The sequence below is a fragment of the Pseudoalteromonas sp. T1lg88 genome (genome assembly GCF_002964765.1).
GTDB lineage: Bacteria > Pseudomonadota > Gammaproteobacteria > Enterobacterales > Alteromonadaceae > Pseudoalteromonas.
This window is the reverse complement of the sequence record NZ_PQCF01000026.1, coordinates 263,568-279,741: the sequence shown is the minus strand read 5'-3', so window position 1 is coordinate 279,741 and position 16,174 is coordinate 263,568. Positions and strand designations below refer to the sequence as shown.

Below are 16,174 nucleotides of genomic sequence, written 5' to 3'. Positions count from 1 at the left end.
CATGCCGAACTCAGTAGTGAAACGAAACAGCGTCGATGATAGTGTGGCATTTGCCATGTGAAAGTAGAACATCGTCAGGGCCCTATTTAAAGAAACCCGTTGCAGCAATGCAACGGGTTTTTTGCGTTTGTAGGTCGGTCTTTTAGGCCGACAATGCGGCATGGATCTGCACCTTGTCGGGGTAAACCCCGACCTACAACAGCCTTGTCGGCAAACCCTTACTTAAAAAACTCCCACAGCTATCTCTAGGCGAGGCTTTAGCCTTGCAAAAGCAGAATATTAAACCCGCTTGGATGTTGATCACAGAAGGCTGGTAAACAGAGCTGTTTTAACAATACTTCCCTGTAGCTTGGTTACTTCGGTCATCCATGACCTCACCTCAGTAAGCTGCGAAGCTGTGCTTCGGTCTTACTTCGCCTAATTAAAGAAACCCGTTGCAGCAATGCAGCGGGTTTTTTGCGTTTGTAGGTCGGCCTTTTAGGCCGACATTGCGGCATGGATCTGCACCTTTTTGGGGTTATCGGCAATATGCTCCTGTATTGCTCTACTATCGCCCTCTTTGTCGGGGTAAACCCCGACCTGCAACGGGGTGAACGGCAATGGTTTATCAGGCCGGCTAGGTCACTGCACCTGCGTTGCCTATTGTCGGCCTAAAGGTCAACCTACAACCCAAGGCGGCAAAGATGGAGCCATAACATGGCTGGTTTGGCGGGCAACAAAAAAGCCGCTATAAAAGCGGCTTAATATAATGGTTCAGAAGAATTACTTACTGTTCCCAGTAAGCCTGTTCTAAACAATCTTCACGTTCTGGTAGACCACGGGTTAAGCGTGGAGAGTGCTGTACCAATACTTCGTAGCTGGCACGGTTTGCATACTTGCTGATCTGCGCCAAAGACGAGTAGGTGATCGCTGCATGTTCATGCTTGGCCGAGTTGGGCACATTCAACTTATGATATTCATTCGCGCTGATATCGTGTAGCACGGCGGCCAGGGCACAATCGCCGGCACCATTGGTGTTTTTAATGCTGTCCGGTCCACCCATAAACGGAGCGGTATGGCTGTATGCTTTAATCGGAGTGTCGCAGTCCTGCTTGCGCATGGCACGGGAAAACTCGTAGCGATTAAAGTCGGCAATGGCGCCAGGCAATAACGGATACTCGGTTTCTCGCTGGCATGACTCATCGACATAACCGGCCATAAACATGCCTTTTTCACCTGCGGTACAGATCACCAGATCAACCCAGTCCAAGGCCTTGTCGGCGGCCAATAGGGGATCTTCAAAACCTGTGATGGCTTCCCCTTCTTCCTCATTCATGGCGAGGATATCAACGTGCTTTTGTACAAACTCAGCCCACCATGTGGGGTCTTGTTCGATCAAAAAGCGGGTGCCCAGAGTCAGTACCACGGGGACGCCGGCATCATTGGCGTATTTTACCGCCTGCATGGTGGCGTCGGTCATGGTTTCAGCTCCTTGAGTACGCATAAGGTAGGCGCTGATCACTAGGGCCGAAGAGTCTTGGATAAGCTCTTTATCTATGGACTCGGGTCGAAGATGGTTCATTAAGCCCGCACTGATGGCAAAGGTACGCTCACCACTTTCATCGATCAGGGTAAAGCAGCGGCCGATAGGGCCATCCACGGGCTGCAGATAATCCAGGTCAACACGGCTTGAGGTATTGCAGAGAAAACGATAGGCATAGCTGCCTATTTTGATGTTTTCACTCATAACCCCAAGCAATACCGAGCGATCATCGGCCAGCACAGAATAATTGTGCATGGTATTGCCTATGGTGCCACCGGCAAACTCGTAGTCGATCATCTCGTTGAGTTTAAGACGATCGTACAAGGCATTGGTGGTTTCACTGTCGATCACCTGAGACATGCCTCGACGTAGACCAAACTCATCAAGAAAAGCTAAATCGACCTTGGCTTCAATATCGACCACGATCTGATCAATACCGACAATGTAGCTGCGTTTAAGGCGCGACTCGGCATTGATTTGATTAGTAAGTGGATCTTTCTCTTCCACCGGAAAATAATGTTTGTGTCTTCGACGACCAGGAAACTTCATGACTTACCCGTTTGCGGTATTCATAGAACAAAAAAAGCGGCGAATTATAGCCTAAATTAGCCCTCGCAGGCTATGCCATGGCTTATAAAATTGCCCGAAATAGCGATATAATCACCGCTTTATTGTAGCTATTTGAGCGAATATGAGTGAATTTGATGACAAGTACTGGATGCAAAAAGCATTGGCTTGTGCACAACGTGCTGAACAAATAGGAGAAATTCCCGTTGGCGCGGTGGTGGTGAAGGATAACCAGCTGATTGCCGAGGGGTGGAATCAACCTATCACCTTGAACGACCCATCCGCCCATGCGGAAATGATGGCGATTCGCGCTGCCGGGGAAGTGCTCAATAACTACCGTCTGATTGATTGTACCCTCTACGTTACCTTAGAGCCTTGCTCCATGTGTGCCGGGCTTTTGGTGCATAGTCGTATCGACCGTTTGGTCTTTGGTGCCACGGATCTTAAAACCGGCTCGGCGGGGTCGATTATGAATCTGGTACAGGAGCCGCGCTTAAACCATCAGCTTGAGGTGACCTCGGGGGTACTGGCTGAGGAATGTTCGGCGCAGTTATCGGCGTTTTTTAAACGTCGTCGGCAAGAGCATAAAGAATTGAAGAAAGCGCGACAGCAGCGCACGGAGGAGAATTAAGACTCCGCCATACGCTGTTGCTCTAGCTCTTCCATTTGCTGGGCGGCAAACATACGGCAACGCCAGAGGATTTTACTGTGAGTGTTCTTTCTTAATACGCGACGACGTTTGGCACTAGAAAGTTGCACGCGTTGTTTAAAGCTATGCGTTCTGCGACGTTTCAACATAGTACTACTCCTGAAAGTGAGAGGGGAGAGCTACCATAACATCACGTTTAAGTGACAGTTTTATGGCATTCCTGCTGATTCTTCCGTGGCGCTGGCATCAGCGACATCCAGAGCTTGGTTTTCATCTAACCACACTAAGGTGTCGTAGTAGCGCCTTATATTATCTACGTAGGTTACGGCAACATCTCCACGCGCATAACCATACTTTGTTGTTCGATAATAGCGTTTCTTCACCAGCAGCGGTAGGTATTTTTTAACGTCGGCCCATTTGTCCGGATCGTCACCGCCGCGTTCGGTTAAGGCTCGGGCGTCGTTCACATGACCCCAGCCGACATTATAAGAAGCTAAGGCAAACCAGGTGCGATCCGGTTGTGGAATACGATCCGGCACCCGTTCTAATAAATAGCGCAGATACTTTGCGCCGCCATCAATATTTTGTTCCGGCTTAAGACGATTTTTAACCCCCACCTGCTTGGCGGTGGGCAGGGTCAGCATCATGATACCGCGAACCCCGGTGGGGGATTTAGCGCGGGGGTCCCACATCGACTCCTGGTAGCTTAGTGCCGCCAACAGACGCCAGTCGAGCTCATGGGCATATTGCTTAAACCAAGGCGCGTATTTAGGTAGGGTATCGGCCACGGCCTCAATAAAGGCCAGGGTATTCACATAGTTGAACTGGCGTACATGACCAAAGTATTTTTCTTCTAACGCATAGAGACGACTATTTTCTTTTACCTCGCCGAAGAACTCTATCATCAGGGCATAAAGAGAATCATCATCGTCTTTGCGCATCAGCCAGGCTATGGGGTCATTACGGGTGACCGAAAAGCCGATGCTGAGATTGGGGTGATAACGGCGAAACAGCGCCAGGGTATGAGAGTCCGCCAGGGTGTAATCGATTTCGCCATCGATAATGGCCTGCAGCAATTCGGCTTCATCCAGCTCATCTGTTTCATCCCAGGTGAGTTGCGGAAATTGCTTTTGTGCTCTGAGCAAACTTTGCGAGTGGCTGCTGCGCGCTAAGACGGTGAGCTTGCCTTCCAGGTCTTCAAAATCCCGAGGGCGAGGGCGCCCTTGTTTATACACCAGTTTCTGGCTGATGGTGCGATAGCTTGGACCAAAGCGATAGTGCTCGGCCCGGCTCGGTGAGTAGCCGATCCCCGAGGCGACTAAATCAAGGGAGCCGTTATCTAGGCGCGCAAACATATCACTGAGGCTGAAAAAGGGCACTATATCCAGTTCAACCCCCATATAGTCGGCAAACTCCTGCGCCAACTCATATTCAAAGCCTTGCTCGCCCTGAGTGCCATGGTAATAATTACTGGCGCCGGCCAAGGTACCCACTCTTAGGGTTTTGGTGTGATAAATATGTTCCAGTTGCGTTGGTTGTTGTGGCTCACTACAGCCAAAAAGTGCCACTAAAGCAATTGATAACAAAAATAATCTCACAGCCAGCCCCTGTCGCTTTGTAAGCTACTCTTATAACAAAACCAAGGCCTTGCGTCACCACTACTTTGCGGCAATACGAGTAACATCATTAAATGCGGACAATCGTCCTTGTCGCGCGCCCTTTAACTCGCATTTTAAGGGAAATTAAGTATAATGCGCGGCAACTGTCGTTCAATCCTTAACCCCGGATGATAATACCTATGTTGATCCTTCGCGGTGCGCCAGCACTTTCCGATTTTCGCGTTCAAAAAGTGCTTACTCTGTGTAAGCAAGCTAACCTTCCCGTAACCGATGTCTATGCCGAGTTTATGCACTTTGCTGACCTAAAAGCAGAGTTAAGTGCCGATGAGCACACTAAACTTGAGAAGCTACTGACTTACGGGCCGCATATTCCAGAGCACGAGCCGCAAGGTACGCTGATCCTGGTAACACCGCGTCCAGGCACGATTTCACCTTGGGCTTCTAAGGCCACCGATATCGCCCATAACTGCGGTCTAACTCAGGTTCACCGCATCGAGCGTGGTATCGCCTACTATGTTGAAGGTGACTTAAGCGTCGAGCAGCAGCAAGAGGTTTCTGCTCTGCTACACGACCGCATGACCGAAGCGACACATAGCACACTTGAAGAAGCCAGTAAGCTGTTCACCAATGAGCAGCCGCGCCCAATGTCATCGGTTGACATTCTAGGCGGTGGCCGTGAAGCGCTAGCAAAAGCAAACGTTGAGCAGGGCTTTGCCTTAGCGGACGACGAAATCGACTACCTGGTTGAGAACTTCCAGAAGCTAGGTCGTAACCCGAACGACATCGAACTATTTATGTTCGCCCAGGCTAACTCTGAGCACTGTCGTCACAAGATCTTTAACGCCGATTGGACTATCGACGGCGTAGAGCAGCCTAAATCGCTGTTCAAAATGATTAAAAACACCTACGAGCAAAACAGCGTAAACGTATTATCTGCATATAAAGATAACGCCGCAGTAATGAAGGGCTCGGTAGCGGGTCGTTTCTTCCCTGATTTTGTTGGTGAATACACTTATCATCAGGAAAACATCGAAATCCTGATGAAGGTTGAAACTCACAACCACCCAACGGCTATTTCTCCTTTCTCTGGTGCCTCTACCGGTTCTGGTGGTGAAATCCGTGATGAAGGTGCAACGGGCCGTGGTTCTAAACCAAAAGCGGGTCTGGTTGGTTTCACCGTATCTAACCTACGCATCCCAGGCTTTGAACAGCCGTGGGAAACCAAGTACGGCAAGCCGGGTCGTATCGTTGAAGCCCTTGATATTATGATCGAAGGCCCACTGGGTGGCGCGGCGTTCAACAACGAATTTGGTCGTCCAAACCTACTAGGTTACTTCCGTACCTACGAAGAATTAGTAAACAGCCACAATGGTCAAGAAGTGCGTGGTTACCACAAGCCAATCATGATCGCCGGTGGTCTGGGTAATATCCGTACCGAGCACGTACAAAAAGGTGAAATCCCTGTTGGTGCTAAGCTAATCGTACTGGGTGGCCCAGCGATGAACATCGGCCTGGGTGGCGGTGCTGCTTCATCTATGGCCTCGGGTCAGTCTAACGAAGACCTGGACTTTGCCTCTGTACAACGTGAAAACCCAGAAATGGAGCGTCGTTGTCAGGAAGTGATCGACAAGTGTTGGCAACTAGGTGATGACAACCCAATCGCATTTATCCACGATGTGGGCGCAGGCGGTCTATCAAATGCCTTCCCTGAGTTGGTAGACGACGGTGGCCGTGGTGGTATTTTCGAACTTCGTAATGTACCAAACGATGAGCCGGGCATGGCGCCACACGAAATCTGGTGTAACGAATCACAAGAGCGTTATGTTCTTGCAGTAGCAGAAGAAAACTTCGAACGTTTCGAGCAAATCTGTAAGCGTGAGCGTGCGCAATATGCGGTTATTGGTACAGCGACCGAAGAGCGTCACCTGCGTGTTGCCGACTCACACTTCGGCAACAACCCGGTAGATCTTCCTCTTGAAGTACTACTTGGTAAAGCACCTAAGATGCACCGTGACGTAACGTCAAAACAAGCACAAGGTGAAGCGCTAGAGACTGCTCAGATTACAGTAAAAGACGCGGTTCAACGTCTACTTCGTTTACCTGCGATTGCAGAGAAAACCTTCCTTATCACCATTGGTGACCGCTCGGTAACCGGTTTGGTTGCGCGCGACCAGATGGTTGGCCCTTGGCAGGTACCGGTAGCAAACTGTGCGGTAACAGCCGCTGCATTTGATACCTACCATGGTGAAGCCATGTCTATGGGTGAACGTACCCCTGCGGCACTGCTTAACTTTGGTGCTTCCGCTCGTCTGGCGGTAGCCGAGTCACTGACCAACATCGCCTGTGCAGATATAGGTTCACTAAACAACATCAAGCTATCTGCAAACTGGATGGCTGCAGCGGGTCACCCAGGTGAAGATGCGGGTCTTTACGAAGCGGTAAAAGCCGTGGGTGAAGAACTGTGTCCAGCACTTGGCCTGACTATCCCTGTTGGTAAAGACTCAATGTCAATGAAGACCACCTGGCAGGATAACGGCGAAGACAAGGCGGTAACTGCGCCACTATCACTGGTTATCACTGCGTTTGGTCGTGTTGAAGACATTCGTAAAACGGTAACGCCGCAGCTGCGTACCGACAAAGGCGAGTCAACCTTGCTACTTATCGACCTGGGCGCTGGCCAAAACCGTATGGGTGCATCTAGCCTGGCACAGGTTTACAAGCAACTTGGCGACAAGACCCCTGACGTTGATAGCCCAGAGCTACTAAAAGGCTTCTTCGAAGCCATGCAGGCGCTTGTAAGCGAAGAGAAACTACTTGCTTACCATGACCGTTCAGACGGTGGTTTATTCGTAAGCGTCGCGGAAATGGCGTTTGCTGGTCACACAGGTGTGACGCTTGAACTAGACGCGCTAGCCGGTTCTGACCTTGAAGTGCTATTCAACGAAGAGCTAGGTGCGGTTATTCAGGTTCGCAATAGCGACTTGGATGCGGTTAAAGCGGTACTTGCTAATCACGGTCTTGCGGCAATGAGCCACGAGATTGGTACCTTGAACGATGCCGACCAGCTAATCATCAAGCGCGGTGGTGCTGCACTTGTTGATAACAGCCGTACCGAGCTTCGTCTAGCTTGGGCTGAAACTACGTATCAGATGCAGTCTCTACGTGACAACCCAGCTTGTGCACAGCAAGAGCATGACGCAAAAGCGGATGCGAAAGACCCAGGTCTGAATGTGAAGCTAAGCTTCGACATCAATGAAGATGTTGCTGCGCCTTACATTGCTACCGGTGCTAAGCCGAAAATGGCTATCTTGCGTGAGCAGGGTGTTAACTCTCACGTTGAAATGGCGGCGGCATTTAACCGTGCGGGTTTTGCGGCCATCGACGTACATATGAGCGACATCCTTGAAGGTCGTTTGACTCTTGAAGAGTTCAAAGGCCTGGTAGCTTGTGGTGGCTTCTCATACGGTGACGTACTAGGTGCCGGTGAAGGTTGGGCTAAGTCGATTCTATTCAATGACATGGCTCGTGAGCAGTTCCAAACCTTCTTTGAGCGTCAAGATACTTTCAGCCTTGGTGTATGTAACGGCTGTCAGATGATGTCGACACTACGCGAATTGATCCCAGGCACAGAGCACTGGCCACGTTTCGTAACCAACCAAAGTGAGCGTTTCGAAGCCCGTGTTGCCCTGGTTGAAGTACAAGACAGCCCGTCTGTGTTCTTCAATGGCATGGCCGGTTCACGTATGCCTATCGCCGTTTCTCACGGTGAAGGTCGTGCCGAGTTCGCTAACGATGCGGCAATCCAAACTGCGGTTAACTCAGGCACAGTTGCGGTTAAATACGTGGACAACTACGGTAACCCAACCATGCAATATCCGGCGAACCCGAATGGTTCTCCAGAGGCAATCTCGGGTATTACTTCTACCGATGGTCGTGCAACAGTAATGATGCCACACCCAGAGCGTGTATTCCGCGCCGTGGCCAACTCATGGCACCCGGATGAGTGGAAAGAAGATAGCCCATGGATGCGTATGTTCCGTAACGCACGTAAGCACATTGGCTAACACCTGGATTAATTTTTGGGTTAATTACCAAAGATAACAAAAAGGCTGCATTTGCAGCCTTTTTTGTGTGCGGCGTATTCAGTTTCTCCGTGTTAGTATTAAGCCAAAGGTTAAGCTAAAGGAAGGCTATGCTGCGGAAGGCTTTTTTAATATTACTTGGAGTAATCTTAGTGCTTGTCACCGCGCTTGCGGTGGCCTATGGGTTTCGCAGCGAACTCACCCATATGCTGGCCAAGCATTATTTGCAGCATCAGGGCGCCACGCTGACCTGCGCGCGCTGGCAGTGGGGCTCCCAGTTGTTAGCCATAGATGCCGACCGGCTGTGCCTCGAATATCAGGGTCATTCTTTGACCTTGGAAGACGTCACCCTAACGCCGACGGCCCTGCATATAGCGAGAGCCCATGTTCAAGCGGGTCCCATCGCCAGCGATGATGACCAGGATAAACAAGCCAGCCCCTGGCAACCGGCACCCTTGGCCTTATTGCTGCCCCTAAAAAGACCTTTACTGAGCATAGCCGAAGCCAAGGTCAGCTTTGTCGACTTCAGTCGCCCCATGACCTTTGCTATTGAAGAAACCCAAATCAATCATTTTCAAATCACGGGTGATATCCAGGGCCAATGGTTGCTCAAAGCTGATGCCATTGAGGTAGACGTAGCCCTTGCTCGTGATTTCACTAAGGTGTTGGGCGAGTATATTAAAACGCAGCAAAATCATGCCCTGGACTGGCATGCGGATGTGGCCCAATTAGCGCTCAAAGGCGAGTTTTGGGGTAATAGCCTGGATGCAACTTTAGCCCTGCATCTTGATGGTGAGCTGCGCAGCGAGCCGCATTGTTTATGGCAGCTCGCCAGTCGGGGCCAGGTGCATATTCAATCCGAGGATATGCAGCAATACCTTATTACGGCACAACAGCTGAGTACCGAGCTCGGAGCTTTGAGTCATTGTCAGGCACTTGATAAGTACAGCGCCTACCTGGGAGAGTTGGCCGAAACTCGCTGGCAGCTTAATAGCCGACAGCCATTAACAGTGCATATGAACGGTGAGTTTAACTTGCCTGAGCTGAGCATGGCTAACCGGGCGGGAGGGCAATCCGTGCTTATTGAAGCAAACAACAGCCAGGGCAACTGGCAAACCCTGACCTTAAGCAGTGAGTATCTGTTGGCGGCGCAATTGGCCAGTATCGGCTCGCTGCAAAGCCAGGGCACCCTGACCGATAAGCAAGTGCAGGGGCACTTCCTAGGTCAAGTAGCATTGCCGCCGCAACCCGAACTCGAATATCAGCCGCTGCAGGCACAAGGCCAGTTTGGTTACGATTATCTGGGCTCCGGGTGGATGCGCGCTGATGTAAAAACCCCCGCCTTAAGCTATCAGGATTATCAGTTAAAGAGCCTGGCGCTGACCCTGGATGCAGCCCTGGATCTTGATGGCCAGGTAGAAGCCGAACTCACCACATCGGTAGCTGTGCTTAACAGCCCGCAGTTGAAGGCGCGTACCCTGACGCAGCAATATCAAATCGGTGCTAATGCGCTCGGTAATGGCGAGCGACAGGCTAAGGTGGAGGTGCAAAGTCAGGTAGCGGATCTTGAGGTTAAAGGTGTGCGTGTAAGCGGCCTGAAGCTCGATAGCAATTTAGCTATCGGCCGAGTTATCGGGGGTACTCACCTTGCTTCTTGGCAAGGAGTTGAGGCGCTACTTAAACATAATTGGAGCGACAACGCCCATGCCTTGAATCTGGTTGTTAATGACACCGAACTGAGCTCTTTTATGCCCTTGGTACAGCAGCTTGAGCCCGAACTGGTGTTCGGCGGCGGCACCATGTCATTGCACCTTGAGGGTGATGCGCTGCTAGAGCGCTTTGACTGGCAAATGGATATTAATAACGCCGAGATTTTGTATCAGAATTACCTGGCTCAGTCTCTTAACATGGCCCCGACAGGCAGTGTGAATTCAGGCGCACTTCAGCTCGAAACGACTAAGTTTACCCTAAGTGAAGTGCGTGCCGGTCCGATACTTAAAGAGGTATCTGGTGAGCTGGGGATGGATAAGGATTTCTATGTCAGCCAGGTGCAGGGCAAGCTCTTCGATGGCCGTTTTGCCTTGGATAAACTCTATTTAACTGGCCTGGAAAAGGAACGCAAACCGGCCCTGCTGCGCCTTGATGGGATCCGTGCCGAAAATGTTTTGGCCCTGGAGCCACAGCAGGGCATTAGTGTGAAAGGGTTGTTGGCCGCAGAGTTGCCGCTGCGTTTTAACGAGCAGGGGGTGAGCATAGAAAATGGCCGTATCTATTCCCAAGCCGCGGGCAAGCTGACCATAGATAACAACGCCGCCTTTAATGCGGTCAAGGAGCAGCAGCAACAGTTAGGGCCCATGTTGGCCATGTTGGAAAACTTGGATATTAACAGTATTAATGCCGATGTTGATTTAACCCATGATGGTTGGTTAACTATGGCGATGCAACTAAAGGGAGAAAATCCCGAGCATCAACAAGAAGTTAATTTTAACTATAATCATCAGGAAAATATCTATACCTTATTCAGAGCGCTGCGCTTAAGTGACGAAATCACCAAAAGAGTAGAGCGAGAGTATCAAGCGAAGGAGTAAAGCAATGAGTACGCGAATGCTGGTGGCCTTGGTCGGCGCGTTAACCTTAATGGGATGTACCCATAAGGTCGAGGTGGAAAGTAAAGAGCCGATCACCATCAACCTAAATGTTAAAGTGGATCATGAAATCCGCGTTAAAGTAGACAAAGAGCTCGATGAGCTTTTCGGTGACGACAGCGAGCTATTTTAGGAGGTGAATATGAAACTAGTTAAATGGACCATGTTACTCAGTGCGACCATGTTGGCCTTTAGTGCTTGGGCGCTAACCTTAGATCAGGCTAAGGATCAGGGCATCGTCGGTGAAACCAGTACTGGTTACCTGGAGTTGGTGCACACCTCTGCCGAGGCGCAGCAGTTGATCACCGAGATCAATGCTAAGCGAAAGGCCAAATACCTGGCCATGGCCAAGAAAAACGGCATTAGCCTAAGTCAGGTTGAAGCTCTGGCCGGTGCTAAAGCCATTGAAAAGACTGCCGCCGGACACATGGTTAAGGTCGATGGCCAGTGGCGTAAAAAGTAACAACCAAGCACCTATAAAAAATAAAAAAAAACAGCGCTATGCAGAACATGGCGCTGTTTTTTTATGGGCAAAAGAAGGTTACCAATTCACTTAAATAGCTAATCATTCTAGCGGGCTAAATATCATGCTAACTGTGTTGGAATTTTTCTATGTAGAATAACTACATAAGAAAAATCCCGCCTTGTTATCATATCATTTATCCAGCGCTATCTCTGATCACATACTTAACAGAATTGGTATGATGGGTAAATCGCTAATGTTAGCTTACGGCTTAAGCGATAAGGCGCTCGGCCAGGCTCAGCTCCATGGTTGCTTTAAGCAAACGGTAAAGATTAATCGACGCATCGATCTCTTCTTTACGGTTGGTTAAAGACTCAATATTCAAGCCTAAAGGTACGCCTAAATGGGCACAGCTGCGCAGAATTAAATCCAGGTTCTCGCGGCAAATCCGCACCGATTCACTTAGGGTGTTGTCTGCATCGAGCATGCGCCACTTGGTCGCTTCGGGCACGGAAATGCCTAACCACTCCATAAAGTCCAAGGTGGTTTCACCGCCGCAGGGCGTAAAGGTCAGAATAATACGTTGCGGTGTCAGACCTTGCTGGCGACAACTGCGGGCATAACTGGTGATCAAATCTATGGTCGCTTGCGCATTGTAGACAGCTTGCGAGATAAAGAACTTACAACCTTGCTCTGTCTTCGTCAGCAGACGCTCGTGTTCATTACCCTTGCTGGCATGGCGCTCGGCTATGGTTACACCACCTAAAAAGAAATCATGGTCGTGTGCATCAATATGGGTATAAGCATCATTTAGGCTTAGTTTAACTTCACCGGTTGAGGATGGGCTGCCGACCAACACCAGGTTATTAAGTTTATATTCCTGATAGGTGGTATCTAACCACTGATTAAACTCACCGGCGCTGCGCTGGGCAACGCTCTTATAAGTGATCACATCGAGTTGCGACAAGCGACGTAGTAAGCCACTGTAATGACGTGGGTCTATGGTTTCTTTAAACGGGAAAGGGCGAGGTACATTGGTGCGACTGCTTTCATCCTGAATGTCATAAACGATAACACCGTCGTATTCGATTTCATGCAAGCGACCCAATAGCTTCTCGGCAATGGCTTGCAGCTTACCATCGTCCGTACCTGTCTTCGGTGGTGTAGTGCCGATAAGGTATACCCCTTGGCGGGGGTCTTCAATTTTCTCTTGCAGTGTTAGCGCCATGATCCTCATTCCCATATGCGGTTAATGGAATCACTATAACAGCCATTTAGACGTCTAAACAGCTTTTTTCTGGTGAAACTTACTCATGAATGTTGAATTTCATTCATGTTGCCTTGTAGGTCGGCCTTCCAGGCCGACAAATATGCACCATTCTCACCTTGTCGGCGCACAGCACTGACCTACAAATGACTTTCTCAACTGCGGTCTCCAAATTAAGATCTTGTCGCGTTGGCGACGGCAACCAAAGAGGGAGTTCATAACCATCGTGCATATAATTCGTCCATGAAGCTGGGTTCCTGTCGGCATCCCTGCCTCCACCTCCGAGCGCTGCGAAGCGGGGCTTCGGTCACTCGTCGCCCCTTTGACACATTTGTTTACAGCAAAATGAGCCGTCGGTTACGCGCATTGGGTGAATTTATTGCATAATGGATTGGATCAAAAATCAGATAACAATCAGACTTAAAGGATAGGAAGATGAAACTATCGGTTATTGCCTCAGGCATTGCCCTGGCGCTTGCGCTAGGCGGATGTCAAAGCACGCAGACAACGCAAACAAGTACCGCTGCGGCAACGGCGCAACAGAACAATAAAGTATTTGCCCAGGACTATGTATTAGAAGAGCTAGACAATGGTCTGCGGGTGATGGTGGTAAAAACCGATTATCCCGATGTGGTGTCGCTGCAGATCCCTGTTTCTGTAGGTTCACGTAACGAGGTAGAAGAAGGCAAAACAGGTTTTGCTCACTTCTTCGAGCACATGATGTTTAAGGGCTCGGAAAAATTCCCGGAAGATGTCTACGCCGATATCATGAAAAACTCAGGTGTTGATAACCGCGCATACACCACCAATGATTACACCAACTACCACCTTAATTTCTCTAAGCAGCATTTAGACAAGGTGCTGGAAATCAAGGCCGATGTCTTTCAAAACCTCAGGTACAGCGAAGAGCAGTTCCGCACCGAGGCGCTGACGGTTAAGGGCGAATACCTTAAGAACAATGCCAGCCCAATTCGCAAACTGTTGGCGGCGGTGCGCAAAGAAGCCTTCGATAAGCACACCTATGAGCACACCACCATGGGCTTCTTTGAAGATATCGAAGCCATGCCGGATCAAAGTGAATACGGCCAAACCTTCTTTAAACGTTTCTACAAGCCAGAGTATGTGTCTCTAGTTATCGTCGGCGATGTTGACCCTAAAGAAACCATTGCCATGGTGAAAAAGCACTGGGGTAACTGGCAGCGTGGCGACTATCAGGCCGATATTCCGGTGGAGCCAAAGCAAGCAGCACCGCGTTATGTGCATGAGCAGTATGAGGGCTTACCGGGTCACTGGCTGTTGGTTTCTTACAAGGGCACCGAGTGGAACCCCAATACCAAGGACCGCGCCGCATTGGATCTGCTGTCACAGCTTTACTTCTCTGAAAACTCAGAGCTATACCAACAGCTGGTGGTAGAAAAGCAGATTGCCTCGCAAATGTTTACCTACAACCCGGAAACCAAAGATCCGGGCTTATTGCATGTATTCGTTAAGGTGGATGACGAAGAGAACCTGGCAGTGGTGCGTGATGCCATTAATCAAACCTATGCCCAGGCGCGCACCGAGCTGGTAGATGAAGGCAAGTTGGCGGCATTGAAATCAAATGCTAAATACAGCTTTATTAACAGCCTGGACTCATCGCAGGCGATCGCATCAACGCTTGCCAGCTATATGCACTTCGAGCGCGACCCTGAGGTGATCAACGCCCTGTATCAAAGTGCCGACAGTGTCAGTGCTGAAGATATTCGTGCCATTGCTAATAAGTACTTCACCGACAACAACCGCACTACGGTCACCATGTCGGCCAAGGATGCAGTCGCAGGTTTTGACGCCGAAGTGCAGCTTGATACCTTGGTAACTGATATCAACAATAAGCCGACAGAGCAGCTATTTACCGTGCTGGATAAAACCAACAGCTCGCCACTGGTTGACGTAAACTGGTTATTCTACACCGGCGCTGCGGCCGACCCTGAAGGTAAAAAGGGTGTGGCGGCCTTAACTGCGGCCATGCTGGCCAAGGGCGGCAGCCAGTCGATGAGCTACAAGGAAATTCAAAAAGCCCTTTACCCAATTGCCGGCAGCTTTGCTTATCAAATCGATAAGGAAATGATCTCACTGCATGGTCGCATCCACAAGGATAACGCCGAGCAGTGGTATGAGCTGGTCAGCGACCAACTGCTAGACCCGGGCTTCCGTGAAGACGACTTCGCTCGTTTAAAGAAAGAGTTGATCGACGGCATTGAGTCTGGCCTTAAAGCCTCTAACGATGAAGAGTTAGGTAAAGAGGTGCTCTACGCCGAGCTGTATCAGGGCCACCCTTATGGCGCCTACAACTACGGTGACTTGTCTGACTTAGAAGCCTTGACCCTGGATGATGTTAAAGCTTTCTACGCGAAGAACTTCACTCAGCGTAATCTGCATCTGGGCCTTATTGGTGCCGTGCCTGAAAAGGTGAAAGCGCAGATGATGAGTGACCTGCAAGGGTTGCCAGCCGGTGATCAAGCCCGCCTAGATATCCCGGATGCGCCTGCACTGAGCGGCCATCATGCCACCATTATTGAAAAGAGTGCTAAGTCGACCGCCGTGTCTTTTGGTTTCCCAATTGAGACTACGCGTTCAAGCAAAGACTGGACGGCGTTGTGGTTGGTTCGTTCCTTCCTGGGTGAGCACCGTAACTCAAATGCCAAGCTGTATGAGCGTATTCGCCAGGTGCGTGGTATGAACTATGGTGACTACGCCTACATCGAGTACTTCCCGCGCGGCATGTTCCAAACCAAGCCGGATGCTAACCTAGGTCGCTCCGAGCAGATCTTCCAGGTCTGGTTGCGTCCGCTGCGCTCAAATAACGATGCCCACTTTGCTACCCGTACCGCACTGCGCGAGCTGGATAAGCTGATCAGCCAGGGTATGAGCGAGGCAGACTTTAACGCTACCCGTAACTTCCTGACTAACTTTTTGCCGCAGTTGGTGGCAAGCCAAAACCGTCAGCTAGGTTACGCCTTAGACAGCCAGTTCTATGGCACTGATAACTTCGCCGACTATGTGCGCTCACAGCTGGAAACACTCACTGTGGCGGATGTAAACCGCGTTATTCGCGGGAACCTGCAAACAGATAATATTCATTATGTGTTTGTCAGTGGTGATGGTGAAGATATGAAGGCGCGTTTAGCGAACGAGCAGGTTTCACCGCTTAAATACAACACCGAAAAACCAGCGGAACTAGTGGCCGAAGATAAACAAATCGAAAGCTACAAGCTGGCTATTCCAAGCAAAAACATCAAGGTTGTGCCTTTGGAAGAAGTGTTTAAGTAATTAGAACCGAGACAATAAAAAGCCGCTCAATCGAGCGGCTTTTTTAATGGG

Annotated in this window: 10 protein-coding genes; 6 read left to right on the top strand and 4 right to left on the bottom strand. The window is 50.0% G+C overall.

The window, feature by feature from the left end; genetic code table 11:
• Positions 1–766 precede the first annotated feature (766 nt).
• Positions 767–2,071 (bottom strand): inosine/guanosine kinase, encoded by a 1,305-nt coding sequence (locus C2M34_RS09225; RefSeq protein ID WP_105200838.1) that lies wholly within the window; start codon positions 2,069–2,071, stop codon positions 767–769.
• A 142-nt stretch (positions 2,072–2,213) separates the two neighbouring features.
• Here C2M34_RS09225 and tadA point away from each other — a divergent pair, with 142 nt between their 5' ends.
• On the top strand, positions 2,214–2,720 hold the full coding sequence (gene tadA / locus C2M34_RS09220; protein WP_105258594.1) for a tRNA adenosine(34) deaminase TadA: 507 nt from the start codon (positions 2,214–2,216) through the stop codon (positions 2,718–2,720).
• On the opposite strand, the gene C2M34_RS15770 is transcribed toward tadA, so the two are convergent.
• Both C2M34_RS15770 and mltF read right to left on the bottom strand, forming a co-directional pair.
• Positions 2,717–2,887, bottom strand: coding sequence for a hypothetical protein (locus tag C2M34_RS15770; RefSeq protein ID WP_199774376.1), 171 nt, complete (start codon positions 2,885–2,887; stop codon positions 2,717–2,719). The two genes, tadA and C2M34_RS15770, sit on opposite strands and share 4 nt — an antisense overlap.
• A 60-nt stretch (positions 2,888–2,947) precedes the next feature.
• Positions 2,948–4,336, bottom strand: coding sequence for a membrane-bound lytic murein transglycosylase MltF (mltF, locus tag C2M34_RS09215; protein ID WP_233997972.1), 1,389 nt, complete (start codon positions 4,334–4,336; stop codon positions 2,948–2,950).
• Positions 4,337–4,536: 200 nt separating this feature from the next.
• On the opposite strand from mltF, the gene purL reads away from it, so the two are divergent.
• The 4 genes from purL (at position 4,537) to C2M34_RS09195 (ending at position 11,547) form a co-directional block, all read left to right on the top strand.
• Positions 4,537–8,421, top strand: coding sequence for a phosphoribosylformylglycinamidine synthase (gene purL / locus C2M34_RS09210; RefSeq protein ID WP_105258593.1), 3,885 nt, complete (start codon positions 4,537–4,539; stop codon positions 8,419–8,421).
• 170 nt (positions 8,422–8,591) lie between these two features.
• Complete coding sequence (locus C2M34_RS09205; RefSeq protein WP_158681410.1) at positions 8,592–11,027, top strand: YdbH domain-containing protein; 2,436 nt, start codon at positions 8,592–8,594, stop codon at positions 11,025–11,027.
• Positions 11,028–11,031: 4 nt separating this feature from the next.
• Complete coding sequence (locus C2M34_RS09200; RefSeq protein ID WP_425416044.1) at positions 11,032–11,217, top strand: YnbE family lipoprotein; 186 nt, start codon at positions 11,032–11,034, stop codon at positions 11,215–11,217.
• A 9-nt stretch (positions 11,218–11,226) separates the two neighbouring features.
• Positions 11,227–11,547: a YdbL family protein gene (locus C2M34_RS09195; protein WP_105200832.1), complete on the top strand. Its 321-nt coding sequence runs from the start codon at positions 11,227–11,229 to the stop codon at positions 11,545–11,547.
• 271 nt (positions 11,548–11,818) lie between these two features.
• On the opposite strand, the gene C2M34_RS09190 is transcribed toward C2M34_RS09195, so the two are convergent.
• Positions 11,819–12,775, bottom strand: a complete 957-nt coding sequence (locus C2M34_RS09190; protein WP_105200831.1) for a methylenetetrahydrofolate reductase — start codon at positions 12,773–12,775, stop codon at positions 11,819–11,821.
• 474 nt (positions 12,776–13,249) lie between these two features.
• Here C2M34_RS09190 and C2M34_RS09185 point away from each other — a divergent pair, with 474 nt between their 5' ends.
• On the top strand, positions 13,250–16,123 hold the full coding sequence (locus C2M34_RS09185; RefSeq protein ID WP_105258591.1) for a M16 family metallopeptidase: 2,874 nt from the start codon (positions 13,250–13,252) through the stop codon (positions 16,121–16,123).
• Positions 16,124–16,174: the final 51 nt, after the last annotated feature.